Source organism: Companilactobacillus musae (assembly GCF_003967595.1).
Lineage (GTDB): Bacteria > Bacillota > Bacilli > Lactobacillales > Lactobacillaceae > Companilactobacillus > Companilactobacillus musae.
Map to the genome: position 1 here is coordinate 19,698 of NZ_BIFW01000005.1, position 24,990 is coordinate 44,687.

At 33.2% G+C, this 24,990-nt stretch carries 25 protein-coding genes; 11 read left to right on the top strand and 14 right to left on the bottom strand.

Annotation, left to right across the window (positions count from 1 at the left end; all coding sequences use genetic code 11):
- Positions 1-44: 44 nt before the first annotated feature.
- From LAB100_RS07790 to hflX, 10 genes are all read right to left on the bottom strand, one after another.
- Positions 45-1,643: a polysaccharide lyase family protein gene (locus LAB100_RS07790; RefSeq protein ID WP_119326612.1), complete on the bottom strand. Its 1,599-nt coding sequence runs from the start codon at positions 1,641-1,643 to the stop codon at positions 45-47.
- 235 nt (positions 1,644-1,878) lie between these two features.
- On the bottom strand, positions 1,879-3,213 hold the full coding sequence (locus LAB100_RS07795) for a replication-associated recombination protein A (protein WP_119326613.1): 1,335 nt from the start codon (positions 3,211-3,213) through the stop codon (positions 1,879-1,881).
- Between the two features lie 13 nt (positions 3,214-3,226).
- Positions 3,227-4,540, bottom strand: coding sequence for an MFS transporter (locus tag LAB100_RS07800; protein WP_119326614.1), 1,314 nt, complete (start codon positions 4,538-4,540; stop codon positions 3,227-3,229).
- A 9-nt stretch (positions 4,541-4,549) separates the two neighbouring features.
- Positions 4,550-5,062, bottom strand: a complete 513-nt coding sequence (locus LAB100_RS07805; protein WP_119326615.1) for a DUF1440 domain-containing protein — start codon at positions 5,060-5,062, stop codon at positions 4,550-4,552.
- A gap of 1,427 nt (positions 5,063-6,489) precedes the next feature.
- The gene (locus LAB100_RS07810) at positions 6,490-7,416 is read right to left on the bottom strand and encodes an ABC transporter ATP-binding protein (RefSeq protein ID WP_119326616.1); all 927 of its coding nucleotides are present in this window, start codon (positions 7,414-7,416) and stop codon (positions 6,490-6,492) included.
- Complete coding sequence (locus tag LAB100_RS07815) at positions 7,416-8,462, bottom strand: ABC transporter ATP-binding protein (RefSeq protein ID WP_119326617.1); 1,047 nt, start codon at positions 8,460-8,462, stop codon at positions 7,416-7,418. Before LAB100_RS07815 ends, LAB100_RS07810 begins: the two co-directional genes overlap by 1 nt.
- A 16-nt stretch (positions 8,463-8,478) precedes the next feature.
- Positions 8,479-9,504 carry an ABC transporter permease gene (locus tag LAB100_RS07820; RefSeq protein WP_119326618.1) on the bottom strand — a complete coding sequence of 342 codons (1,026 nt, stop codon included), beginning with the start codon at positions 9,502-9,504 and terminating at the stop codon, positions 8,479-8,481.
- Positions 9,504-10,436, bottom strand: a complete 933-nt coding sequence (opp3b, locus tag LAB100_RS07825; RefSeq protein ID WP_119326619.1) for an oligopeptide ABC transporter permease — start codon at positions 10,434-10,436, stop codon at positions 9,504-9,506. Before opp3b ends, LAB100_RS07820 begins: the two co-directional genes overlap by 1 nt.
- A gap of 23 nt (positions 10,437-10,459) precedes the next feature.
- On the bottom strand, positions 10,460-12,097 hold the full coding sequence (locus tag LAB100_RS07830) for a peptide ABC transporter substrate-binding protein (protein ID WP_119326620.1): 1,638 nt from the start codon (positions 12,095-12,097) through the stop codon (positions 10,460-10,462).
- A gap of 139 nt (positions 12,098-12,236) precedes the next feature.
- Entirely contained in the window at positions 12,237-13,529 is a 1,293-nt protein-coding gene (gene hflX / locus LAB100_RS07835; protein ID WP_119326621.1) for a GTPase HflX, read from the bottom strand.
- A 264-nt stretch (positions 13,530-13,793) separates the two neighbouring features.
- Between hflX and LAB100_RS07840 the strand changes: the two genes are divergently transcribed.
- Entirely contained in the window at positions 13,794-14,075 is a 282-nt protein-coding gene (locus LAB100_RS07840) for a bacteriocin immunity family protein (RefSeq protein WP_119326622.1), read from the top strand.
- Positions 14,076-14,177: 102 nt separating this feature from the next.
- Positions 14,178-14,528 carry a hypothetical protein gene (locus tag LAB100_RS07845; RefSeq protein ID WP_119326623.1) on the top strand — a complete coding sequence of 117 codons (351 nt, stop codon included), beginning with the start codon at positions 14,178-14,180 and terminating at the stop codon, positions 14,526-14,528.
- 33 nt (positions 14,529-14,561) lie between these two features.
- Here LAB100_RS07845 and LAB100_RS07850 read toward each other — a convergent pair whose 3' ends face one another.
- From LAB100_RS07850 to LAB100_RS07860, 3 genes are read right to left on the bottom strand one after another with little or no spacing between them, the layout of a single operon-like run.
- Positions 14,562-15,311: a response regulator transcription factor gene (locus LAB100_RS07850; protein ID WP_119326624.1), complete on the bottom strand. Its 750-nt coding sequence runs from the start codon at positions 15,309-15,311 to the stop codon at positions 14,562-14,564.
- The gene (locus LAB100_RS07855; protein WP_119326625.1) at positions 15,308-16,588 is read right to left on the bottom strand and encodes a sensor histidine kinase family protein; all 1,281 of its coding nucleotides are present in this window, start codon (positions 16,586-16,588) and stop codon (positions 15,308-15,310) included. Before LAB100_RS07855 ends, LAB100_RS07850 begins: the two co-directional genes overlap by 4 nt.
- Positions 16,589-16,602: 14 nt before the next feature.
- On the bottom strand, positions 16,603-17,895 hold the full coding sequence (locus LAB100_RS07860; protein WP_119326626.1) for a sensor histidine kinase: 1,293 nt from the start codon (positions 17,893-17,895) through the stop codon (positions 16,603-16,605).
- Between the two features lie 225 nt (positions 17,896-18,120).
- On the opposite strand from LAB100_RS07860, the gene LAB100_RS07865 reads away from it, so the two are divergent.
- Positions 18,121-18,462: a bacteriocin immunity protein gene (locus tag LAB100_RS07865; RefSeq protein WP_119326627.1), complete on the top strand. Its 342-nt coding sequence runs from the start codon at positions 18,121-18,123 to the stop codon at positions 18,460-18,462.
- A 23-nt stretch (positions 18,463-18,485) separates the two neighbouring features.
- On the top strand, positions 18,486-18,788 hold the full coding sequence (locus LAB100_RS07870) for a bacteriocin immunity family protein (protein WP_162894221.1): 303 nt from the start codon (positions 18,486-18,488) through the stop codon (positions 18,786-18,788).
- Positions 18,789-18,833: 45 nt separating this feature from the next.
- Here the strand turns inward: LAB100_RS07870 and LAB100_RS07875 are convergent, their stop codons facing one another.
- Positions 18,834-19,421, bottom strand: a complete 588-nt coding sequence (locus LAB100_RS07875) for a hypothetical protein (protein WP_119326629.1) — start codon at positions 19,419-19,421, stop codon at positions 18,834-18,836.
- 195 nt (positions 19,422-19,616) lie between these two features.
- Between LAB100_RS07875 and LAB100_RS07880 the strand changes: the two genes are divergently transcribed.
- The 7 genes from LAB100_RS07880 (at position 19,617) to LAB100_RS07910 (ending at position 24,888) form a co-directional block, all read left to right on the top strand.
- Positions 19,617-19,991, top strand: a complete 375-nt coding sequence (locus LAB100_RS07880) for a GntR family transcriptional regulator (RefSeq protein WP_119326630.1) — start codon at positions 19,617-19,619, stop codon at positions 19,989-19,991.
- Positions 19,984-20,718: an ATP-binding cassette domain-containing protein gene (locus LAB100_RS07885; protein WP_119326631.1), complete on the top strand. Its 735-nt coding sequence runs from the start codon at positions 19,984-19,986 to the stop codon at positions 20,716-20,718. The genes LAB100_RS07880 and LAB100_RS07885 overlap by 8 nt, the downstream gene beginning before the upstream one ends.
- Positions 20,708-21,463: a hypothetical protein gene (locus LAB100_RS07890; protein ID WP_162894222.1), complete on the top strand. Its 756-nt coding sequence runs from the start codon at positions 20,708-20,710 to the stop codon at positions 21,461-21,463. Before LAB100_RS07885 ends, LAB100_RS07890 begins: the two co-directional genes overlap by 11 nt.
- Before the next feature lie 14 nt (positions 21,464-21,477).
- Positions 21,478-22,188: an ATP-binding cassette domain-containing protein gene (locus LAB100_RS07895; RefSeq protein ID WP_119326633.1), complete on the top strand. Its 711-nt coding sequence runs from the start codon at positions 21,478-21,480 to the stop codon at positions 22,186-22,188.
- Positions 22,185-22,961 carry a hypothetical protein gene (locus tag LAB100_RS07900; protein WP_119326634.1) on the top strand — a complete coding sequence of 259 codons (777 nt, stop codon included), beginning with the start codon at positions 22,185-22,187 and terminating at the stop codon, positions 22,959-22,961. Before LAB100_RS07895 ends, LAB100_RS07900 begins: the two co-directional genes overlap by 4 nt.
- A gap of 585 nt (positions 22,962-23,546) precedes the next feature.
- Positions 23,547-24,296, top strand: a complete 750-nt coding sequence (locus tag LAB100_RS07905; RefSeq protein WP_119326635.1) for a hypothetical protein — start codon at positions 23,547-23,549, stop codon at positions 24,294-24,296.
- 397 nt (positions 24,297-24,693) lie between these two features.
- Entirely contained in the window at positions 24,694-24,888 is a 195-nt protein-coding gene (locus LAB100_RS07910) for a hypothetical protein (protein WP_119326637.1), read from the top strand.
- The last annotated feature ends 102 nt before the right edge of the window (positions 24,889-24,990 follow it).

The window sequence follows — 24,990 nt, forward strand, 5'->3', positions numbered from 1 at the left end:
AAAAAGCCAGCCCGTTAAGACCAGCATTTCCATAGTGTTTTTATTTATCCAATAGTTGTTAATTTAATTGTATCGTACATCATGTAACCATTATGAACACGTAATTTAATAATATTATTTTCATCTACACATGAATCTGAGTCTAACGGAATCTTCCATAAGTGATAACTACCACATTTTAAGGCATTACGATAAACGGCATTGTCATCTAAAAATGTTTTTTGTCCAAGAGGGTTATCATTCAGACTTATTTCCAATGAGGGATCTCCGTGACCGCGATCATTTTCGTGGTCAGCATTAGTTTTACTTGCGCCTGCTAAAGCAATGGATAAGGTGAGTGTCTTATTTTGTTTGGGAATAGAATTAAAATGAATTTCCCAAACGCCACGAGTACTTTGGATACAATACCAATCTTGATCAGACTGACTTTTGCCAATTTCATAAATTAAGTGAGCTGGAGTAAGTTTTCTCCAAGTGCTGTTACGTAGGTTCGTTGAGAATTGAAAGGGAACCGTTGTGTGATTGCTAGTTCCAATTTGCCAAAAGACTGTTTCTTTTGGAACTTGCCATTGCATGCTTGGTAGTGTTTGGTCACCAGATTTGACGGAAATTTTTGTTGAAAAAGTTCCTACGGTAGATCCTTCTAATGGATAAGCTGAGAGTCTATATTCTCCAGGACGGACGTTTTTCAATGAAAATAATCCCTGCTCGTTAGTATCAGTGTAATAGATATAGCCGCCAGAGGCTTTATCAAATGTCGTATCTCCTTGACTTAAAATGATTTTCAATTTTATCTTTTCTTTATTGGAAAGAGTTAATTTTCCATAGACATTACCGCGAGTGAGCGGATATAAAGGTGTTTGTAGCCAAGAGTATGGCCAATTGGTTTGTTGTTTTTTGGCATATTCCTGGGCATCGAGGAGTTTATCTGTACCATCATTGATATAAATACTCCAAGGTCCATACAATTTTTTCCAGCCGGCAGAAATATGAAAATCGCCAGTTCCCAAATGGGCACCATTTAAATAATTTAGGAGAATACCATCATAGTGAACCATTAATTCTTGTTTCAACGGACCGCTAGGGTAATACTCGGTACTTGCTGGAACAAACCAAAATCCATATTCAGAACCAAAGAATCCCCAAAAAGGATTATTGGCAAAGAAGTCGGCATAATCGTATTTTGAATAAACTTTAGAATTTGAAAAACGTTCACCATCAGGCATTTCGTAAGTTTCATCTTGCCAGCGCTTGAATTGATTAGTGTAATTGCTACTAGGTTGTAATCCTATTCTAGAAGTGGTGTAGCTATTAGGAAAGACTGCTGGATCCAATCTATAGACAGTTCTTAATTCATTGATTGTAAAGGGATGTTCATCATTACTTTTAGCGATAACATAACTAAATACTTGAGCTTTTTCCGAACGCATTAATAAATGATATTCCAATCTTAATTGACTGTTGTCATCACAAAAGGCAATATGTTTACAAGTATTAGAATCTTCTATTATTTCTACACGATTATAATTGGGTTCTTTAGATTTTAAATCCTGATGATAATCTAAATAAAATGAATTATGGCGGTCAGGATCAACAACGTTTCCATCAAGATGTTCAATTAAATTTTTTCCTTTGTAAGACAAAAATTTCGCTTTTCCTTTAGAGTCAAGTGTAAGAGATATTTGATTGTTTTTTAGAGTGTATAAATTATCCTTATGTATTAGTAACAAATAATCACGCCTTTCTTAAAGTAATTTCATTCGTGTAAGTGCTTGCATAATATATTTAATTCCATTTTTTTAGGCAATACAATAATGAAATTACAGGAAAAAAGTATTTCTTCTTTAGGCCTATAATAGGTTAACTAAGAAATAAGGATCATTTATTTAAATCATGTTCTTGATGCCATGTCTTAATATATTCTAAACGCTGCTTAAATAATCTTTCTTTACCTTGTTCAGTAGGAGAATAATACTGATGACCTAAAACTTCGTCAGGAGCAGTTTGCATACTAGTTAATTTATCCTCATAATTATGTGCCAATTGATAGTCTTTACCATAACCTAAGTTTTTCATCAGTTTAGTTGGAGCATTTCTGATTTGCAATGGAACTGGTAAATTACCATATTTTTTTATATCTTTTTCGGCACGTAAAACAGCTTTATAAGTAGCATTTGATTTAGGAGCTACGGATAAATAAATAACAGTTTCTACCAAATGAACGTTACATTCAGGCATACCAAGGAATTGACAAGCTTGAAATGCATTAATAGCAACATTCAAAGCGTTGGTATCGGCTAAACCAATGTCTTCACTAGCAAATCTAACCAATCGACGGGCAATATAAAGTGGATCTTCGCCACCGTCAAGCATTCTCATTGTCCAATAAATGGCCGAATCGGTATCACTATTTCGCATAGATTTATGTAAAGCTGAAATAATATTGTAGTGTTCCTCACCATTTTTATCATAACGTAGGGATTTGGTATTCAGTAATTGGTGAATATTATTAGAATCCACTTTGACCACTTTATCTTTAGTTTCTGAATTAATGACCGCCATTTCTAAAGTATTTAAGGCTACACGAGCATCCCCATTTGCGTAAGCAGCAATTAATTCTAAAGTATCGGATTCGATTTTGACCTTAAGATCTGGAAATGCTTTAGGATTTTTTAGTGTATTTTCTAATAATTGAATTAAGTCATCTTTAGTTAGTGATTTAAGAACGAAGACTTTACAGCGTGATAGTAAGGCTGAATTAATTTTAAAAGAAGGATTTTCGGTTGTAGCTCCAATCAAGGTGATACTACCTTTTTCGACAAATGGTAAAAAAGCATCTTGCTGAGCTTTATTGAAACGATGTATTTCATCAATGAAGACAATAGTTCTTTGTCCCATTTCACGATTAAGTTCAGCTTCTTGCATAACTTTTTTAATATCATTGATACCGCTGGTTACGGCACTAAAAGTAATGAAATTAGCTTTAGTTTTTTTAGCGATGATTTCAGCTAAAGTTGTTTTACCAACCCCGGGAGGTCCCCAGAAAATCAATGAAGGGATTTTATCTTGATCAATGATCTCGCGAAGTATTTTTTGATTGCCAATTAAGTGTTCTTGACCAACAAACTCCTCTAGTGTCGTAGGGCGAACCCGGTTGGCTAGAGGAGTATTGTCATCGTTACTTTGATTGGCAAATAGTGATTCTTGTTGCATAATTTGCCTTCTTTTATTTAATAGATTCTTGAATTTTCTTTTCGTTGTAACCTAGTAATATCAAAAACATGATGATATAAAGGACTAACGGAATTAATGCGTAGTTTAAATTGATAGCGGAAATAGTTGTAGCTGACTGGGTTTTATTAGAAACGTAACCTGAAAGTTGTAGTGATTCAGCAGTAATAAGTCCGCCCAGTCCTAGTCCTAAATTAACGCCAAAATCATCAGTCGATGCTAAGACACCCTCAGCTTGGATACCCATAGAAGTTCCATAGCGAATAGTATCAGCAATCATGATAGACACTAGTCCAATAATGAAACCTCCACCAATACAATTGATGAAGATACCAGTGAATAGTACTGGTAAGTTTTTGGTATAAGTGGCAAAGGTAATGATCAGTTGCCCAACAAAAGCAGTGACGATACCTAAAAGCATCGTATTTTTTTTACCAAGTTTGGCCGAAACGAAATAGATAGCTACTACTCCAATCAAAGCAGTCAAAGTGAAACTATTAGCTAAAGATACGAGGTTCTCGTCGTGGATAATGTATTTGAAATAGTAAATAGTAGTTTGATTTTTTATGGAAGTAGTTAACCAGTAAAGAAAGATTACGATTGAAATTACGATCCATGGCTTGTTCTGTTTTAACATTTTCCAAACTTCAGAGATAGGTTGATGGTTGATTTCGTTGTTTGTATAGCGTTCTCTAACATGAAAGAATGTGTTGAGAATAAGAAATAGCGAAATGATCCCGAAGAGAAGAATAGTCCCTAGGAATCCCTTTTGTTGATTGCCTTTACCAAAGAAGTTTACTAGTGGAATTGTAAAGACAGCTACAATAATTTGAACTGAACTGCCAAAGAATTGTCTGATAACGCCTAAAAGGGTCGTTTCCTGCTCATTATCCGTCATAGTAGGTAAGATAGAAGTAATAGGTAGGTTTACGGCTGTATAGAAGAATCCAAGGCCTAAATAAGTGACGTAGGCCCAAAATAATTTCCCGGAATGTGGTAGGAAATTGGGCGTGACAAAAGTGAGAACAGCGAAAATTACATAAGGAAATGAGTACCAAAGAAAGAATGGCCGACTTTTCCCCCATCTAGAATGAGTATTGTCGATCATGATTCCAATAATTAAACTTTCAAAGACATCGGCGGTCCTTGCAACAACGAAAAGAATGGCGACTTCATTCGCAGTTAAACCAAAGACATCTGTATAAAAGAATAATAGGTAGGTAGTCATCATTTGGAAAACCAAATTATCTGCTGCATCACTTAATCCATAACTGATTCTCTCAGTTAGTGAAGTTTTCCATTTATTCAAAAGTTACTCCTATTTTTGAGTAGTCAAACGACGATAGAGCTCACGTCCGACGATGTCGTTTGTCCACATCCAAGCGATATGACCGAGAGCTTCTGAAATATGTTCCTCAGTAGGTTGATCTTTGGGAGAAGGGACTGTTTTCATCATAGGCATAATTCCAATATGAAAAGCGACCCAAATGGCTAAACCGAAAATAGCACCGGAGCCTTTTCTGATAAAAGGCTTATATTGAGCTAAGACTTCATAGATAATGGCAAATGAAGTTGAAAAGCCAAAGTGCATTAGAAAACTAGCCCAAGGCATTTGATGTTCAGAATAGGTGTAAGTACCACGAGTAATCTGCTTAGGAATTCCAGCTTGTTCCATCAATGTTTGAGGTGGGTTAACGGCATCACGAGCAGGTGTACGAGGAGGTAGGATATTTTCCCAGCCTAATTTTACAAAACCTGAGAATATTCCAGCTGCTGTACCGGCGATAATGGCAGCCTTCAAATCGACTTTTTGATCTTTGGTTAGTTTCATATTAATAGCCTCACTTTATAATCATTTTAATTAAAGTATAAATCAGCTGAATTTCTAATTCAGGTAATTAGTCTTATAGCGCTAAGATATTTTGACGAAATCCTTAGTTGGAAAGAGAGAGGTCACAATTTCTTCATATATTGTTATAAATTAATTCTTAGTTTGGCAACTGTATATTCATAAATTCCCGTTATTATTTAAGCATAGTCAAATAACAAAGAGCAAAAGCAATATTAATTGTTAGTCAACTCTTTACTAGATGATTATTAAAACATGAATAACTCTTATAAATAGAAATATATCTCCCCCCTTAAAGATATAGAATTAATTTAATTTGAAAGAAGTGACCGGATGAAATTGGAGACCCCTCGTAACTATTAGTTTCTTAAATAACTCACTTTACACATGAATAGAAATAAACCCCTATATAAATACTCTATTTTTAAAAAGTTTAATCCCCTTAAAAAACACATAGATAGAAAAACTTTAAATATCTCCCCCTTTAAGATATAAAGTTAATTTCCTAAAAACAATTAGATATTTATTCCCCCTAATAAATATCAAAAACAGAAAAGACCTGCCGCTGGCAGGCCTTTTCTGTTCTAGATCGAAGTATGTTACAGGGAAGGTGAAATATGTCGTCTTCCGCAACAAAGAAATTTCGGCCTTCTACTAACCTTACTACGTGAACCCATTTTCTTTGTTGCTCCGGACTAGTGTTTTGCTCTTTTGATCAGTTAATTTTTAATTCAGTAGATAAAAGGGGAAAACAGGTTTTATTAAGTATGCAAGGAGATGTAAATGTACTTGTATTTCTTGATGGATATCATTCTTCTTTTGGTTAAAAGGTTCAAGGTCAGTATTTGAGATAATGCGAACTTCATTAGCTCAAATCTGTGCCCACCACGTTCCAGCATCCACAGAGATTTTGCGGACGACGGCATACTTAAAAACACCCAGTTGGTATACGCATCCTTAAAAGAATCAATTTTTCTTCACATTTAATTGTTAAATAATTCGCAGTTTCTAAATCGTATATTCATAAATTCTCGTTATTATTTAAACATAGTCAAATAACAAAGAGGTGACCAAATGAACAAACAAGTTCCTCATGAAAGAACCAATTAAATTTATAACTAAAATTAAAATTAATAATCCTTTTTATTTAATCCCCCCTATAAATTACAAATAGATTTTTTTAAAAATATATCTCCTCCCCCCCTGATATATAAGAAAATTTTAAACAGAAAGAAGTTAAAGTCTATGAAAAATAATTTAAATACAAAAAGAGCTAGCCATTCGGCTAGCTCTTTTACTTTTTATAAAATAATATTTGTTTGGTATTGGATTTGAATCGTATTTTATAGGATTTGAAATTTGTCAGATACATAACGTTTGATGTCTGCACTCATCAAATTATTAGTTATCTATTTTTTGTACTGAGCTGCTTCTTCATTGCTGCAATAGAGGAAGTGACCAGGTAAAACTTCTTGAAGTCTTTGATCATCCTTGAAGGGACTCTTATGATCAAAATCAATTCTTGTACGACTCTTTTCAATCTCTGGATCAGGAACGGGAATAGCTGACAAGAGGCTTTGAGTATAAGCATGTAATGGATTATTGTAAATCTCATTAGAATCAGCTAATTCAACGATTTTTCCACGATACATAACAGCGATACGATCACTGATGTATTTAACCATTGAAAGATCATGGGCAATAAAGAGGTATGTTAAACCTTTTTTCTTTTGGATATCTTGCATCAAGTTAACGACTTGAGCTTGAATAGAAACATCAAGGGCTGAAATAGGTTCGTCAGCGATAATGAATTGAGGATCAACAGCCAAAGCACGGGCAATTCCGATACGTTGACGCTGTCCACCAGAGAATTCATATGGGTAACGAGTCATATGTTCAGGATTTAGGTTAACCATATCAAGTAGTTCACGGACTCTTTGATCACGTTCTTGGTCATTTTTAACTAAACCGTGAACATCAAGGCCTTCAGCGATGATATCTTTAACCTTCATTCTTGGGTTCAATGAAGCGTAAGGATCTTGGAAGATCATCTGCATTTCGCGACGGAATTCCTTCATCTTAGGACCATGGCTCTTGATCTTACTAATATCTTGACCATTGAAGAAAATATGACCATCTGTTGGATCATAAAGTCTGATGATACTACGTCCAGTAGTACTCTTACCAGAACCAGATTCACCTACAAGTCCAAAAGTTTCACCTTTATAAATATCGAATGAAACGTCATCAACGGCTTTAACCTCGTTAGGTTTACCAATGTTGAAATATTGTTTTAGATGTTTTACGGATACGATTACTTTTCTTTCATCTGCCATTATTTAGCATTGCCTCCTAACTTCTCAAATTTTGCGAAACGTTTCATGATACCTTCGGGTGGTGTAACTTTTGGTGCGTCTGGATGAAGCAACCAAGTGGCTGCGTAGTGATTCTTAGAAACTTTGAAGAATGGTGGCTGTTCTTCTTCATCAATTTCCATAGCATATTCATTACGAGGTGCAAAGGCATCTCCCTTTGGTGGGTTCAAAAGGTTTGGTGGTGTACCAGGAATAGAATTCAAGCGGGCATCTTCATTAGTGTCTAGAGTAGGCATTGAATCAAGCAAGCCCCATGTATAGGGATGTTGAGGATTATAGAAAATGTCAGTAACAGAACCATATTCAACGAAGCGACCAGCGTACATAACAGCAACACGGTCAGCAATTCCGGCAACGACCCCAAGATCATGGGTGATGAAGATGATCGAAGTACCAATTTTTTGTTGTAGTTCTTTTAGCAAGTCGATGATTTGTGCTTGAACGGTAACATCAAGGGCAGTTGTAGGTTCATCAGCGATTAGGATTTCTGGGTAATCGACGATGGCAATTGCAATAACGATACGTTGACGTTGCCCACCAGAGAATTGGTGAGGGTAGTCATTCATTCTGGCAGCTGGATTAGGAATACCAACTAGACGTAGAACTTCTTCAGCACGTTTTAAAGCATCTTTTTTAGAAACATTGTTGTGAATCAAAAGTGGTTCAGCAACTTGTTTTCCAATTGTCATAGTAGGATCAAGAGATGTCATTGGGTCTTGGAAAATCATAGAAATTTTATTTCCACGGATCTTATCCATTTCTTTATCACTTTTTTGTAGAAGATCGTCCCCGTGATAGAGAACTTCTCCTTTTGAGATTGTGGCATTTGAAGCCAATAATTGTAAAATTGAACGAACAGTAATAGATTTACCAGAACCAGATTCACCAACAATAGCTAAGGTTTCACCGGCATTTAAATGGAAATCAACACCACGGATCGCATGAACGGTACCGTTATAGGTGTCAAAATCTACATGTAAATCTTTTACTTCTAGAATTTTATCCATTTCGATTTCTCCTTAGTTAGTGTTCAGATGATTGTGGGTCAAAGGCATCACGTAAACCATCACCAAGAAGGTTAGTGGCAATCATGATAATACTCAAGATAATAGCTGGAGCCCACATTTGATATGGTAAGAATCTGAAGGCTTTTTGACCATCTGATAAAAGTGTACCTAATGAAGCGTTTGGAGCTGGAATACCAATACCAATGAAACTTAGGAAAGCTTCAAAGAAAATGGCATTAGGAATCGTAAACATTGTTTGAATGATAATTGTTGAAGAAAGATTAGGAATTAAATGTTTTGTAGCAATCTTCATTGATGGCTCACCTAAAGTTCTCGCAGCCAAGATATACTCTTGTTCCTTCAATTGGAAGGTCTGCGCACGAATCAGACGAGCCATTGTAACCCAACCAGTAATGGCAATCGCAATAACGATTGATGTTAGACCTGGTTTTAGAACAATCATCATCAAGATAACAACAATCAAGTTAGGAATTGATGAAACAATTTCAACGATACGTTGCATGAATGTATCAGTTTTGCCACCTTTCCAACCAGAAACGATACCATAGGGTACCCCGATTAGAAGATCAACTAATGTAGCAAGTACGGCAACGACTAATGAAAGTCTTGTACCATAGATGATTCTTGATAGAAGGTCACGGCCTAGGTAGTCAGTACCAAGGATAAATGATGTACCCTTAGGTGCTCCAGCCTGTTTGTAGGCATCAACCATTTTACCACCCATGTTTTGATATCCGTTCATACCGGGGATATTCAAGTTACCCAATTTAGGAGGGAGATTAGACATAGTAACATTTTGAGCGTTGGGATTAGATGGGGCAATAAGTGGAGCAAAGATTGAAATTAAAACAATAATTGAAAGTAAAGTTAAACAAACGACAGCAACTTTATTCTTAAATAAACGACGACGAACATCTTGCATGTATGTTAGTGAAGGTGTACCGATCTTTTCTTGTTCGGCATTATTCTCGTCGTGAACGAGTCTAAATTTTTCTTTAGGAATTTGAGGAGTCTGTTCCATTATTCTTTACCTCCGTTTCCTAGTCTAATTCTTGGATCGATTAGTCCGTAAAGGATATCGACGATCAAGTAAACTATGATTAATAAGAATGAATAGAAGATTGTAAGACCCATGATAGTAGGGTAATCGTTAGTTGTAATTGACTTAACGAATTGTTCACCAATACCAGGAATTGAGAAGATGTTTTCAACAACCATAGAACCAGTCATAACAGAAACAGCCATAGGTCCAATAATTGTGACAACGGGGATCAATGAGTTACGAAGTGCATGCTTGGAAACAACTTTCCAATTGGAATTACCTTTTGATTTAGCCAATTCGATGTAATCACTACTCATAACATCAACCATTTCGGTTCGCATAAACCGGGCGACAGTACCTAATGGCAGTGCTGTTAAAGCCAAGGTTGGTAAAACACTTGATTGGAAATTATCCCAAAGAGCAACTGGATAGATCTTCCATTTGTAGGCTAGGTAGAATTGTAAAAGAACAGCTAAAACGAAAGAAGGAATAGACAAACCAAGGATTGAAATGAATGTAGCTAAAGTATCAACCCATGAATTTTTACGAATAGCTGCGACGGCACCAAGTAAGATACCGAAGATAGTACCAAGGATCATAGCTTGAGCACCAATTTGCATTGATGGAGCAAGTCTTTGACCGATTAATGCTGTAACAGGTTCATTATTGAATTGGAATGATGTACCCAAATTACCATGTAATAAACCGACCATATAACGAACATATTGAACACCGACTGATTGATCCAATCCATATTGTGCTTTAACAATTTTTAGTTGATCCGCTGACATACGATTCTGGTTAGAGAATGGTGTACCAGGAAGTAACTTCATTAAGAAGAATGTTATCGACGCAATAATGAATAGGGTCAAGAATAAATAAAGTATTCTTTTGAGAATATATTTAGCCATTATTTAATCTCCCTCATCATTGATTATTTTTTGAAAACAGTAACTAAGTTGTAACTACCATTTGGAGTCATTGTGTAATCCTTGATGTTACTTCTAGTTAAGTTAGCTTGATATGATTGATACAAAGGAACAGCTCCTTGATCATCAGTTAAGATCTTAGTTGCTTGGAGTAGATCTTGCCATCTAGCTTCTTCATTAGTAGCATCAGTTGTCTTAGATTTGTTGATCAAAGCATCATAATCTTTGTTTGAATACTTACCATTGTTTTGTGTATTGCCAGTTGTAAAGATATCCAAGAATGTAACAGGATCAGGATAATCGGCATTCCAACCAGTAACAACAATATCAAATTGACCAGATGTTGATTTGTCTAGACGTGACTTAAATGGAACATTTTGTAAAGTAATCTTCAAACCAGGTAGGTTCTTTTCAAGTTGACCTTGAATGAACTCATTTTGCTTCTTGGCATTATCAGTATCATCACCTAGAAGTGTAAAGCTTAGGTTCTTTTGACCAGTTTCCTTAATACCTTCTTGCCAAAGTTTCTTAGCTTCAGCCGGATTGTATTCGGTGTACTTGTTTGAATCTTGAAGAACTTTTTCTTTAGTGAAATCTACTTTAGTCTTAGGATTGTATGACATACCAACAGGAACTAAGGTATGTTCAATACCACCAGTTTTACCAAGAACGTTGTCAGTTAACTGTTTACGATCAATGGCCATAGAAATTGCTTGTCTAATTTTGGCATTTTGGAAGAACTTGTATTTCTTTTGGTTAAATTCGAGATAGAAGTTACCTGTTTGTTTATCCAATGAGAAAGTCTTGTAGTTTGAAACTTGACGAGCTGTATCACCACCAAGTTTTTCAAGACGGTTGATACGGTTTGTATCGTATAGGTTCAAACCAGTGTTGGCGTCTTTAACGACGTAGTACTTAACTTTCTTTAGCTTAACTGATTTGGCATTCCAGTAAGAGTTGTTTTTAACTTCAGTCCAACTGTTATTTGAAACATTCCAGTTAACTAATTTGAAAGGTCCGTTGAAGACCATTCCTTCACTCTTTAAACCATATTGCTTACCGGCTTTTTCTACAGATGGTTTGTATTGAGGATAGAATGTTGAACTAGCCATCAAAGTATTGAAGTAAGGAATAGCATCTTCCAATGTAACCTCAAGTTTATATTTACCTAATGCTTTGATTCCCAAAGTATTTACGGGTTTCTTACCGGCATTGATCTTGTCGGCATTTTTAATACCAGTATAAATGTAGGCATATTGTGAAGCTGTCTTAGGATCGACCGTTCTGCGCCATGCGTAAACGAAATCATTGGCAGTAACAGGTTTTCCGTTAGACCACTTAGTATGTCTTAAATCAAAGGTATATGTTTTACCATCATTTGTTGGTTTAACAACCTTCTTGGCTATGGCAGGTTTTAATTCTTTACCATCATATCTGTAAAGACCTTCCATAGTGTTAGTTAAATTTTGTGCCCCGATAACATCGGTGTTCATAGATGAATCCATTGTTGCAATAACATCACTGGAACTGATTGAGAGGGTATCTTTGCTATCTTTTTCAGAAGCGGAACCACAACCACTCAGAACTAGTGCGAATAGAAATATCGGTAACAATGCAAGTAAATACTTCTTCTTGAATTTCATTGTTTAACCTCCCTAAAATATTATTCTTAGAATACACTAATGAATATTAAAATCAAGTGCCCTTAATTAGAAAAATTCTAATGTTTATAAAATAATAATACAATAAGGGTTAAAATGCAAAGAAAAACAGAGATATCTGTTAATCAGATATCTCTGTTTGAATGTATTTATTAAATCTTTCTAATTCTTCAGGACTTAAATTAGCAGTGATCAATGAACCGTCATTAATGAACTCTTTTTTGAGTACTTGGGAAGTTTTGAGAATTTCTTCAGTAATCTTTTGGTCGCTATATGGAATAAGCAATTCAGTCTTCTTATAGTTATTAAAGATCTTTAGTTTAATAAGGTTAACTAATTTTTCGATTGAATTTTTATCGATGGCTGAATAATAAATATTATCGCCTTCAATAGATGGAAATTGTTGTCCAGGTTTTAGATCAGCCTTGTTAAAAGCATAGATCATTGGTTTATCAACAACGCCAACTTCTTTCAAAGTTTTTTCAGTGACTTCGATCATATTACGCCAGTGTTCATCAGAGATATCGATGACCTGAATTAAAAGATCAGCAGCTTGCGCCTCTTTCAAAGTAGTCTTAAAAGATTCAACTAAGTTATGAGGTAGTTTGCTAACAAAGCCGACGGTATCGGAAAGTAAGAAACTTGTGTTGTCTTCTAGGTCGATACGACGAACGCTAGTATCAAGTGTAGCGAAGAGCATATTCTTTTCAAAAACCTTACGGTCTTCGGAATCTTCTTTATTAAAATTCAAAATACCATTCATTGTTGTTGATTTACCAGCATTAGTATATCCAACTAATGAAACTAATGGTAAAGAAGTATTAGTTCGACGTCTACTTTGAACGTTGACCGTTTTGTCGACCGTTTTAAGCTCGTTACGTAAAGCCGTAATACGTTTACGAATTACTCGACGGTCTAATTCTAGTTTAGATTCACCGGCACCACGGTTAGCTAATCCACCTGAAGCCGATTGTTGATCCAATGGATTACCTGATGGATGAATTCTGGGTAGTTGATATTGTAATTTAGCAATTTCAACTTGTAACTTAGCTTGCTTAGTTTGAGCACGATTGGAGAAAACTTGAAGGATCAATTCAGTTCGATCCATAAAACTCAATTTAGTTTCTTTTTCAAGGTTTCTAATTTGAGATGGTGTTAATTCATCATTCAAAACGATAATTTGAACATCGTCAGCGTTGGCTATCTCTTTGATTTCAGTAACTTTACCAGAGCCAAAGTAGGTTGCTCCACTAACGCTATTGGCGTTTTGAATAATAGTATCTGCCACTTCCATATTGTTTGCTTCAACTAAAGCAGCTAGTTCTTGCATCGTATATTCGAAATCAGGCTGTAGGTGGCTAACTCCGGCAACGATGACACGTGTTTTTTCAAATGTTAATTTAGATTCAGTCATTAAATCCTCCTGGTGGCACTAATTACCCCAGGGTAACAATGCCATTTTTTTATATATTTGTTGAAATGATATCTGTCTTTAAGCGCATGATGTGAATACCATCCTTTCGATAAACTGTTTAAATAATAACATGGAAGTTAGTTTCACGCTATATAATAGGTAGAAAACGATTTCTTGGACTAACTGTATTCTTTAGCCGACTTAGTTGTAACTAGGCTTTTTCTATATTAAAATCAAATTTATTAAAAGAGGGAGACCGTGAATATGAAACGACAAGAATTATTGGACTTAATTCAACAGACTTGTTTGGATAAAGAGGTTGCTACTGATACAGCTGTAACAACTAAATTGTTTCGGGCTTACCGTGATTTGGAAGATGGTAAGGAAGTTCGTCTTGTCTGTCAGGAAATTAATAATATGATCTCTAAGTATTTAATACTTAATAAATATAAAGCTCCTAATGCGTTATTAGTTTTGGCTAAGGCGACTGAAAATGATGCCAATAGTGTTCTCAAAGGAACGGGATTGAGTAATCCTTTTAGATAGAAAAAATCAAATGTATGTGCTTTGTGATGCTTTCGATAATACATAAAAACTGTATCTATTATCTTAAAAATCAGTTATATTAGTATACGGGTGAGAAGACAAATGGATAATTCAAAACAGAAATTACTATTATCATTATTAATTGAATTTGAAAAATCATTTAGTAAGCAAATCAATGAATCAGTAATTGATCAAGATACAGATAAATTGATTCAAACATCTGTCCAAGAATTAAAGGACAAACAGTATCGTGGTTCGCTCTTTGATAAAAAAGTTAATGAATTGATAGAGGAAGTCAATCATGCCAAGAAATACGACCATTTAGTCTTTAATGATTATTCAGGTCGCTTATGGAATGAGATTTCTCAGATTTCAAAAAGAACAACGAGTTTTGAAACAGCTTATTCACTAATAGATATATTTAATTCAAAAAATGCTTCTCTTAAATTATAAGAGAAGCATTTTTTTACGTTATAACGATAGATTTTAGAGTGTCTCTTGAATGACTTTTTTAAGTTTTTTAGCTTTACCGATAGAGAATTTTCTTGTTAAACCATCATCAAAATCAATTTTACGAACAGAAAAGTCAATATGCTGAATATTTTCAGGATTTATCAAACAGGAACGATTAATTCTAAATAAAAAAGGATATTTATTTTCTAGTTCATTCAGTTTTCCATAGAATTCAAATTTGCCATTAGTTGAATAAATATTTAAACGATGTGGTATATCTGAAGCTTCTATCAAAACTACTTCGTTTTTTTCCAAATTATAAACTTGTGTTCCAACTTCAAAAGAGAAGGTCTTTTTTTGAATGGTTCTGGTTTCATCAATAATTTTTTGAGCGTAGTCTAGAGTATCATATATCTCTTGTCGATAGTCTTCGAGAGGTTGATCCTTTTCAATAAAATCTAGCGCAGCGACTTTTCTTTTTAAAGTTAATGGTGCTAATTCATCATGAGTTGTGACGAAAATAATCTCCGCCTGAACGTCTTTTTGACGAATTTTTTCGGCTAGTTGTATACCATCAAGATCAGACTTTAAATCAATATCGAGGAAATAAATACCATTTTGGGGTTCTTGATTGTTCAAGTATTCAATGACCATTTGTGGATTTGATGCTTGAAGTTTTATTTGAAAAAGATTGCTGTGAAATAAGATGTAATTTTTAATTAGTTTATTCAACTGTTCTAATTGGATTGGATCATCTTCACACATAATGATTGGATAGCTCATTTTTTATCTCCTTTAATAATTAATGTAACGTGAAATCTAAACCATTTATCGTTTTTACTGTATTGAATAAAAACATTATTATATTTTTTCTTTAGTGATTTGATATTTAAAAGGTCCAAATAATCTTGTTCACGTTCTGTCGTAGGAATATTGGCTACAGTATTGTTGACTAAAAATGCTAATTGATTATCTTCTTGAGTGATTGCTAGTTGAATTTGACCGTGTTCTTGACGTTTGGTGAAGAGAATGGCGTTATCAATTGCCTGATCCAATAAGTTGATTAAATCTAAAATATTAATCGGAATTTCATTTAGTTCTGTATTGCAATCAAAGGAACTAAAAATTTTACTTTGATTTATAATATTTAACTTACTGATGAAGAGACTTTTCAAACTAGCGATTTTAACGTTATTAAGATCTTGATAAAGGTCCATTGATAAATTGTTCAAATAATCATCGGAGTAATTTTCTAGTTTATCAAGAGCCTGGTTCATAGCTTCATAATCTTCATTTTGAGCTACTGTTTGAAGGCTAAATAAAAGATTTTTATAATCGTGTTTGAAATGGCGTAACTTGAGTTGATCGCTCTCTAATTGGTCAGTATATAACTTTAAATTTTTAACTTGTTCTTGAGAAAATTTATCTTGATATATCTTTTTTTGTCGTCTCCGAGTGTGAATAAAGATGAACATAATAAAGATACATTGTAATAAGGTGAATAGGAAAATGCCGGTAATTAAATGAGCATAAACTGTAAAGTGCTGCATCATCATGATGAACATGTATAAAATAACGTAGATGTAACCTAAGATAATACTGGTCATGGCATTTTGTCGTGATTGAAAGAAATCATTTAATTTCAGATGATTATAGAAGTAGACAAAGATAATTGAAAAGATGAATTCTATTAATACTACAACTAAAGTAAAGCTATAAGTGGAGTTATAAGGGTTAGGGAAAATATACCTTAAGATAGGGCTTGGAATAAAGAAGGCAAAGAATTTTATAATAAGATTTAGCAAAATAAGGTTTATCAAATAGTAATTGACCCTTTTCTTGGTCCAAAGACTAAAGTAAATAGCTAGTCCTATTAAAAGTACAGCCTGCCCACCTAGAAGAAGATTTAAAGCTGAAGATATAAAAATTAATAAAACGTATGTAGCAATTCTTCTTTGAGCTGATAATCTGGAATGATAGGTAAGGTTGAAAACGTAATAGAAGACAGCCCAAGAAAAGAAAACTCTTAGTAAGTGAGATCCAGTTATTGAAAAAGGCATAAATACTCCTCAAGTTATTTGATAATTACAATATTAAGTTTAAACCAGGATTCGTTATTTCGATATTGAACGAACAGGTTAGGGTACTTCTTTTTAATGTCTTGAATATTAACTAATCCTAGGCCGGAGTGATGTTTTTTGGTAGTGAATCCTTCTTCCATTATTTCGTTAATATCGGTTTTAATGGTAGTTGTGTTGTTGATAATAAAGGACAGTTGCTTTTTTTCTTCAATGATGGCAACTTGTATTTCACCATTTTTTTGATTCTTAGTAGCTTCAATAGCATTGTCGAAAGAAATGCCTAGTAATCTCACTAGATCGAAAATATTGATCAAAATATCATCAATGCTATCACGACATTCAAAGTGACAGATGATATTGTTTTGATTGATTAGGGTTAGCTTACTGATCAATAGGCTCTTTAAATAAGGATTCTTAACGTTATTGAGATCCTTAAAGAGTTGCATAGAAATATTATCAAAATAACTGTCAGAGTAATTTTCTAAGGTATTTAAAGAAGATTTCATTTTTGGATAATTTTTCTCTTGAGCAATTGTACGTAGATTGGAAATTGTATTTTTGTAGTTGTGTTCAAAATGACGTAGTTTAATTTGATCATGTTCCAATTGATCGGTGTACATTTTAAGATTTTTGAGTTGTTCCTTAGTTAATTCACGCGTATAGGCTTCTTTTTGACCTTGATTACCCTTTAGAAAAATAATTACGATAAAAGTACATTGGATTAAAATGAAGAGCATAATTCCAGAAGTTAGATCTGAATATGCTTGATAATGCTGAATTATTTGCATAAATATAAAGATAACGGCGAATAGATAACCAATTAGTAAACTAAATAATAATGATTTTTCAATATTCCAAATAGTAGCAATATTGAAACGACGATACAGATAAATAAAAAGTAAGGAAATAAAAGCCTGAATTAAGTTAGCCGTTATAACGAGCGAAAGACTACCTTGCATTGTTTCTGTTGAAACGTTATTAGTAAAGAAAACGATAATAGCGAAGTTAGCAATTGTTTGAGAAATTAGACGAACTAAAGAGCTTAGAAGAATAGTATTTAATAAGAAAATTTTAGACCTTTTCTCCCAATAAAAAGTTAAAAATAGTAGTATGGCAACTACTAAGTAGGCGTATGGGGTAAAGATATCACAAAGAATACTAAGAATGTAAAGAATGAATAATGGATAAAATTTTTGTGGATGATAGATAGATTTGAAGACATAAAAGAAGATGAACCAAGTAAAAATTTTTCCTAATGCATAGATGTTTGGATCTACATGAATCAAATTTATCCCCCCTGACAAACTGAATTTGTATATTAATTATCCCATATAATGATGAATCACAAAAAAGATATCATGAAACCGAATAAATTTGTTCCTGAAAAAGCAAAATAGTTTGATTCAGGAAATAAATCTCGTGGGTTCAAGATATTTTTTGTTTAGAAAAATTCCCTGATGCTAAATTAGAACCAGAAAGAAACAAATGAATTGTTTTCAAAGGAGATAATTATGGATATCAGAGAAGAAGCTAAAAAGAATATACACATTTTATACGGATCATTAATGCAACATGATGAGAAAAGTTCATATTTACTAGATGTGACTGATGTTTTATATCAAGTATATAAAAAAATTGATGATGCTAAGAATCCAGAAGCACTGCTCAATCGTATGGTGCATTATATTTATGTTGCCGGTTTTAGCCGTGTGAGTTTGAATCATGATGAAGAAAAAGCTTTGATGGAATTAGGAAATCTTTCCAAGAGAGCTGGATTTAATGGTGCTTACCGAGGAAACTCAGTTGATAAGTCACAGTTTTATAGTATTTTTGAAAAAGTGCCAATTAGATAATAATTTTGAAAGAGATGACTTCTATGAAAAATAAAGAAAAAGTAACTTTAGTTATGGATCAGTTAAGTACAGCTTATGGTGCTGAAGATATGAAAGATCATCAAGACCTTAAAGATATGATTTTAAAAGAAGCCAAAGACTTAGAAAAAAATCAAAATGTTGATTTGACATCCTCAAGAATATGTAAAAAGATTGCCTTGGAATATTTAGGACATAAAGAAAATTTTCCTAAAAGTTTAATTGTTTTACATAATCAACTAAAAACTAATGCTATGAAGTATGATGGTACGGCCATAGCTGCCATGATGATGCCTGTGTGGTTCTAAATAAAAACCCTACTTATTGACTTAGGTCAGTGAGTAGAGCTTTTTTTATATACTGATGAATTTTTTAGTTTCTTCAGAAAGTTGAACAACGGAGGGATTGAATCCTTTGAGAAATAATCGTAATTTGCCAATGGTTTTTTGAGCGTTATGAACGTAATCTCTCGATAGATCAAGATCGACTGTTTTATTATTCACTAAAATCAATCTAACTTTTACTGGTTCATTGAGCATTAGTAATAGGTTGTACATAAAGCCGCTTTCTTCAGAAACAACTAACTTTGATGATAGATTAGATTTTGGCTGTGGAAGACCTAATATCAAAACGGTTTTAATTTGATTCTTGGGGATATCTCTAAGAGCTAGGTGCTTTGGAAAAAACATAGCTATTAGACGATTTTTCCAATTTTTAATATCGCTATAACGGATAAAATTTTGTTCGGAATCCCAATAGTTGAAGATAGTAGGCAAAATAAAAAAGTAATGTCCGATAAACAGCATAATGAAAATAATAATGCCCATTTGTAGACCAAGCTTTTTAGAGATATTTAAGCCAAATAATAGTCCTACTATTAGTGCCAAAGATAGGCTGATCAGCATGGGTCTAGAAGTAACTTTTTTACCAAATTTTAGCATGATATTTCAGTTCTTTCGTTTCATATCCATTCCCAATTTGACTTAAATGTAGCATGATTTTGATTTTAGAAAGTATTAAATGATATTTACAAATTGTATAAAAATTTAAATTTAACAATTGTCTAAAAAACGATTGCTTTTTTTTATTATCTGTTTTACTGTATTAGTGTACTAGAACAGTAAGAAGGTGAAGAAATGGAATACATCGATAACATACCCATCTATCTTCAAATCAAAGACATTTTATATCGCAAAATCATTAGTAACGAATATGAGTTGGGTTCACAGTTGCCATCAGTTAGACAACTAGCTGTTCAATTTTCAGCCAATTCAAATACCGTTCAAAAGGCGTTGAAAGAAATGACAGAAGAGAATGTCATCATTCCTCAAAGAGGAAAGGGTAATTATGTGACGGAGGATGTAAGTATTGTGAGTAAATTAAAGGATCATATTGTCACTGAAATGTTTGATACAACTTATGACAAATTACATTCTTTGAACATGAATGATAAAGAGATCACTACTAGTTTTAATAATTACGTCAAACAAAGGGAGCAAGATCATGAGTAGAGTCTTGGAAATTAACCATTTAAAATACAAAAAAAATAATAAGTTAATTTTAGACGACATCAATCTTGAATTGGATCATGGTAAAATCGTTGGTTTGCTTGGAGCAAATGGTGTTGGTAAGACAACCTTGATGCGTTTGATTGCCGGAGTTAATGCTAAAACGGCTGGAAAAATCAAAGTTTCAGGTATTGAAAGTAAAGCCGCCATAAAGTCTTGCGTTAGTATGACATATTCAATAGAGAGTTTGAAAGATAATCAAATTGGAAAGAATAATCGGATCAAGGTAAAAGATATCGTAAAATTTTATCTTGATATTTATCCAGATTTTTCATTAGAAAAATATCAAGAAATAGCTAAGTATTTGGATATTGATAGTGATGAAAAATTAATGGATCTATCAACTGGTAGTGGCGAAAAATTGGTTATTGCATTGACTTTATCTAGACAAGTAGCGCTTTATCTTCTTGATGAACCATTGAATGGAATTGATATCATGACTCGTAAAAAAATCATAAAAAGTATTATTCAATGGAAGAGCGATGAATCGACAATTATCATAAGTTCGCACTACGTCACTGAAATAGCTAGCTTACTAGATGATGTGATTATTTTAAAGGATCATAAGGTTTACGAAGTAAGTTCAGTCGAGGATATTCAAAACAAGTCCCATTTAGGAATTGAAGCTTACTATGAACAGGTTTACGAGGGAGGGACAAATGATGAGTAGTTTTGGAAGAGTTAGTAAACGATTATTAAGTTATAGGTTTAAAATCATAAGTCTATTATTGGGCATACATATTGCCGTAATCATTCTTTTGCAATTGTATAATTACCTGATTCATAATACGGATATTACTAGTTTTACTGGTGGCGTTGTAATGGTCATGATTTTTGGTACAGTACTACTTTCAATGACCATTGAAAAAACGTACACCAATGACAAATATCGATTGATTCCTATTAGTGATAATACTTTATATGCCAGTAATATTTTGACAGCATGGGTAACTTATCTATACTTGACGATTGGTGAAGGAATTATTTATGTAGTTGCTTGTAAAGTATTCCCCAATCCATATGATGGGATGATGATTAAAGATTTTAATTCAGTTCAACAATATCTTTTTAAATTTGAAATTTTTATAGCTTTTATTTTAGGAGTTTTGTTGGTCTGGACTGCTATAACCTTGATACATCAAATTATAAATTGGATAAATGGTTTTTTACCTTTTAAAAATCAGAGCTTTGGAAAAGTAATCTTGAGTTTAGTCGTAATTTGGATATTTTTGATCCCATTCAATTTTATTACAGCTAATGTTTTAAAAATTATGGGAATTAATGGAATGAATAGTAGTTTTAGCGGTGTCAATCATGTGATTTTATCGGGAATGGCAATGATGGTTTTGTGGATTATTGTATTCACAATGATTAATTTATACTTTTTGAACAAGTGGTCTGAAACTACAAAGTAAAGGGGGAGAACGATATGAGAGAGATTCTAAATATTAAAAATTTAAATTATAAAAAGAATAATAAAACAATTCTAGAAAATATTAATCTATCTGTTTCGAGCGGCAAGATCATTGGTCTATTAGGGGAAAATGGTGCTGGTAAAACAACCTTGATGCGTTTGATTGCGGGTGTTAACTCGATTCCAGAAGACGTTATAACGGTGAATGGAACGACGAAGAAAGCAGCAGTTAAAGAAAATGTCAGTTTAAGTGATCAACTAGGTGGTTTTGCGAAAAACACTAAACTTAGTGAAGTCGTTAAATTTTATCAGAATGTTTATTCTGATTTTTCGGTTTCTAAATATAAAGAGATTTCTCAGTATTTAGGCTTAGATAATGACAAACGTTTATCAGGTCTTTCAACAGGTACATTAGGTAAGTTAGTAATTGCCTTGACCTTATCCCGTAATACCAAACTTTATCTACTAGATGAACCATTAAGTGGAATTGACAGCATGTCACGTAAGAAAATCATTAGTAGTATTATTCGTTGGAAAAATGACGATTCAACTTTTATTATCAGTGACCACTATGTAACTGAAATAGCTAGCTTACTTGATGATGTAATTATTATTAAGGACAAGACCATCTATGAAGTCAGTTCAGTAGAAGCCATTCAGAAAAAGTATCATCTTGGAGTTGAAGAATACTATGAGGGTGTTTATGAAGGAAGTGTTACAAAATGAACGAATTTGTCAATTTAAGTAAAAATTTGATGCGTGATAAATGGAAACTAATAAACTGGGTAACTATTTTTGAATTAATTGCTTTTGTAGCAATCTACTTACTTAGGTTAGTAACTGGTGGTTGGAATGGTGAAATAATGCCCACCTACTTTGTAGGAGTGTTTGCCTTTGAAACAGGAATAGTTAGTTTTGTTGGTTTTATAATGCTCTCTCGCAGTAATGAGCACGTATTTACCAGCAACAATTATCGTTTAATACCTATTTCCGATACGAAATTATATTTTAGCAATATTTTAACGACCTTTTTGGCATATGTATACTTACAAATTTTAGGAGTTGTTATTGGTAATATTATTGAGTTTATGACTGCCGGTGGAGTTGGCCAGATGCCCAAGCTAAGTGGGGAAGATCTAATGACAATGGGGCAGTTTATTCTATTGACCATTATAGGAATGATCCTTATATGGACTGGCATTACTTTAGTTCATTTCTTGATAAATTGGATCGGCGGTTTCTTAGCTTTTGGAAGACAAAAATTGGTTAAATTTATTCTTTATGTAGTTGTTACTTTTGTTGGTTTGGTAATTTTTAATTACACAACGGGAAGCGTCTTTAAATTTGTATATGAAAATATGACACCTGAAGGGATTAATAACTTAAATCAATTCAATAATGTTATCTGGATAAGTATTGGTGTCAGCGCCATCTGGTTAGTGATTTTTACGGTATTAAATATTTATTTCTTGAAGAGATGGATCGAAACAATTCGTTAAAACACTACTAAAATAATTCTTTTTTTATTTGGTTGTAACTAATACTGAGCAAAATAGTTAAAGTATGCCGTCCTCCGCAACAAAGAAAATTGGGCTGGAACGTAGTGGGCACGACTTGGAGCCTTTTGGCTTCGCCAACAGTCTTCAAGCTCGGCCTTCTACTAAATCCGCAAAGTACGCGAATTTAGTAGAATTTCACTACTGAGCCCATTTTCTTTGTTACTCCGGACTGGTTTTATTGATTTTTTACATTTGTATATGAAAACTCTAAATATTGGAAAATAAGTATATAACAAGCATGCAATAGTAAGGTGCCACAAGTTTGAATAATAATATTAGAAATCAATTTCTAGTCGGGAACAAAATCTCTGTGGACCCTCAGTGGTGAAATTGTTCTTAGTGGGGAATCCACTTAGAACAAGGTCAATCTTGAAGACAATGCGAACTTCATTGGCTCCAAGTTGTGCCCACCACATTCCAGTGGTCCACAGAGATTTTGCGGACGACGGCATTATCAATTAACTCGGTTGGTATTAGTTAAATCAAATTAAAAGAATTCAAAATTAGCTATGGGATGGTTTGAATATGAGTAGCGTTCTGGGTGTAACAAAAGATTTAATGTGGAATAAGTTTAAATTGGTTAACTTGATTTTGTTCTTTGATGCGTTGGTATTTGCCGTAAGTTTGGCTAAATGGGATTATAGAGAAACTATCACAATGAATGTTACATGCTTAGTGTATTTTATTGGAATAATCTTTTTAGTTCGAAAAAATGAATCAGTTATTTCCAATAATCGATATCGATTAATTCCAATAAGTGAAACCAAATTGTATTTTAGTAATTTATTAACAACTTGTGTGGCATATGGGTATTTAGGAATTGTAGCAACAATATTTTTCTTTAGTTCAGCATATATGCATATGAGCCCATATTTTATGCATATTAATAATCATTTTTTTGATCTTTTCGTAAACTTTAAGGATATGCGGCTGAACTTACTTATTGAAAATGACTTAATTATTATATTAAGCATTATATTGGTTTGGACTAGTAGTACTTTGATACATTTATTTGTGAGTTATTTAAGTGATTTTTTAGGAATAAATAAGTGCAGATTCACTAGTGCCTTTGTGGGATTATTAATTTTGGCATTAAGTGTTGGGGTTATTCTATTTACTTTTATGCAAATGTCAATTATTACAATAGATCTTTATTGGGGTGTATCACCAAGCGACACTTTTTTGAAATTTTGCTTATTTGATATTTTGGGAATTATTATTACGAGTGTTTTTAATATATATTTGTTACAAAATTATTTCGAAACAAGGCGTTAGATTACATTCAGGATAAGAAAATGTACGTTTATGATTAAATTGGCACAAAAATAAATTTTTGGAGTATTATCAAGATAATAACAGAGTAAAGAAGGGGTCTGCGTGAATTTTAATAACGATTTTTATAAAGGAAAATACTTTTGGATAGGCGTTTTGGGATTATCATTTTTGATTAACTTCCCTTGGAATAATGTCTGTACTATTAACGGCATTTTTTCTCTAATAATGGTTGTTATTGGAATGGTCTCTTTAATTGGCTCAATGTTTAATTTTTCAAAATATTTTTCTTAGAGTTTTGGCTAAGGACGTTATGTCTATGGCTAAAGCTTTTTTTATTATCACTTAAGAGAGTACGATGTGACTATGAATTGGTCTTAAGAGAAAGAAGGGACCGAATATGTCTAATTTGATTGCTTTAGTGATTTTAATTTTTGGTTGCGGAGAAATATATGTAACGATTAAGGCATTTATTAATATGAAAAAAGAGAATAAGAAATTTCCGAAGTTTAGTCGTTTTGCACTTTTATATGGCTCTTTATTTGGTGCAATACTGATATTTTCGGGCTTTGATATACTTTTTAAATGGATCTGATATATGCAGATCCATTTTTTGTGTTTTTTAACTGTTATATAACGATGCAAGCAATAAGTGCGTGCTTTTTTTCTGATTTAGTACCTATAATTTAATTATGAA

Coding starts and splice junctions, on each gene's coding strand:
- LAB100_RS07890 (WP_162894222.1), top strand. CDS start 20,708: ATGATGAGTAGTTTTGGAAGAGTTAGTAAACGATTATTAAGTTATAGG.
- LAB100_RS07885 (WP_119326631.1), top strand. CDS start 19,984: ATGAGTAGAGTCTTGGAAATTAACCATTTAAAATACAAAAAAAATAAT.
- opp3b (WP_119326619.1), bottom strand. CDS start 10,436: ATGGCTAAATATATTCTCAAAAGAATACTTTATTTATTCTTGACCCTA.
- LAB100_RS07865 (WP_119326627.1), top strand. CDS start 18,121: ATGGATATCAGAGAAGAAGCTAAAAAGAATATACACATTTTATACGGA.
- LAB100_RS07905 (WP_119326635.1), top strand. CDS start 23,547: ATGAGTAGCGTTCTGGGTGTAACAAAAGATTTAATGTGGAATAAGTTT.
- LAB100_RS07875 (WP_119326629.1), bottom strand. CDS start 19,421: ATGCTAAAATTTGGTAAAAAAGTTACTTCTAGACCCATGCTGATCAGC.
- LAB100_RS07840 (WP_119326622.1), top strand. CDS start 13,794: ATGAAACGACAAGAATTATTGGACTTAATTCAACAGACTTGTTTGGAT.
- LAB100_RS07820 (WP_119326618.1), bottom strand. CDS start 9,504: ATGGAACAGACTCCTCAAATTCCTAAAGAAAAATTTAGACTCGTTCAC.
- LAB100_RS07910 (WP_119326637.1), top strand. CDS start 24,694: ATGTCTAATTTGATTGCTTTAGTGATTTTAATTTTTGGTTGCGGAGAA.
- LAB100_RS07855 (WP_119326625.1), bottom strand. CDS start 16,588: ATGCCTTTTTCAATAACTGGATCTCACTTACTAAGAGTTTTCTTTTCT.
- LAB100_RS07795 (WP_119326613.1), bottom strand. CDS start 3,213: ATGCAACAAGAATCACTATTTGCCAATCAAAGTAACGATGACAATACT.
- LAB100_RS07830 (WP_119326620.1), bottom strand. CDS start 12,097: ATGAAATTCAAGAAGAAGTATTTACTTGCATTGTTACCGATATTTCTA.
- LAB100_RS07805 (WP_119326615.1), bottom strand. CDS start 5,062: ATGAAACTAACCAAAGATCAAAAAGTCGATTTGAAGGCTGCCATTATC.
- LAB100_RS07850 (WP_119326624.1), bottom strand. CDS start 15,311: ATGAGCTATCCAATCATTATGTGTGAAGATGATCCAATCCAATTAGAA.
- LAB100_RS07845 (WP_119326623.1), top strand. CDS start 14,178: ATGGATAATTCAAAACAGAAATTACTATTATCATTATTAATTGAATTT.
- LAB100_RS07880 (WP_119326630.1), top strand. CDS start 19,617: ATGGAATACATCGATAACATACCCATCTATCTTCAAATCAAAGACATT.
- LAB100_RS07895 (WP_119326633.1), top strand. CDS start 21,478: ATGAGAGAGATTCTAAATATTAAAAATTTAAATTATAAAAAGAATAAT.
- LAB100_RS07815 (WP_119326617.1), bottom strand. CDS start 8,462: ATGGATAAAATTCTAGAAGTAAAAGATTTACATGTAGATTTTGACACC.
- LAB100_RS07900 (WP_119326634.1), top strand. CDS start 22,185: ATGAACGAATTTGTCAATTTAAGTAAAAATTTGATGCGTGATAAATGG.
- LAB100_RS07810 (WP_119326616.1), bottom strand. CDS start 7,416: ATGGCAGATGAAAGAAAAGTAATCGTATCCGTAAAACATCTAAAACAA.
- hflX (WP_119326621.1), bottom strand. CDS start 13,529: ATGACTGAATCTAAATTAACATTTGAAAAAACACGTGTCATCGTTGCC.
- LAB100_RS07870 (WP_162894221.1), top strand. CDS start 18,486: ATGAAAAATAAAGAAAAAGTAACTTTAGTTATGGATCAGTTAAGTACA.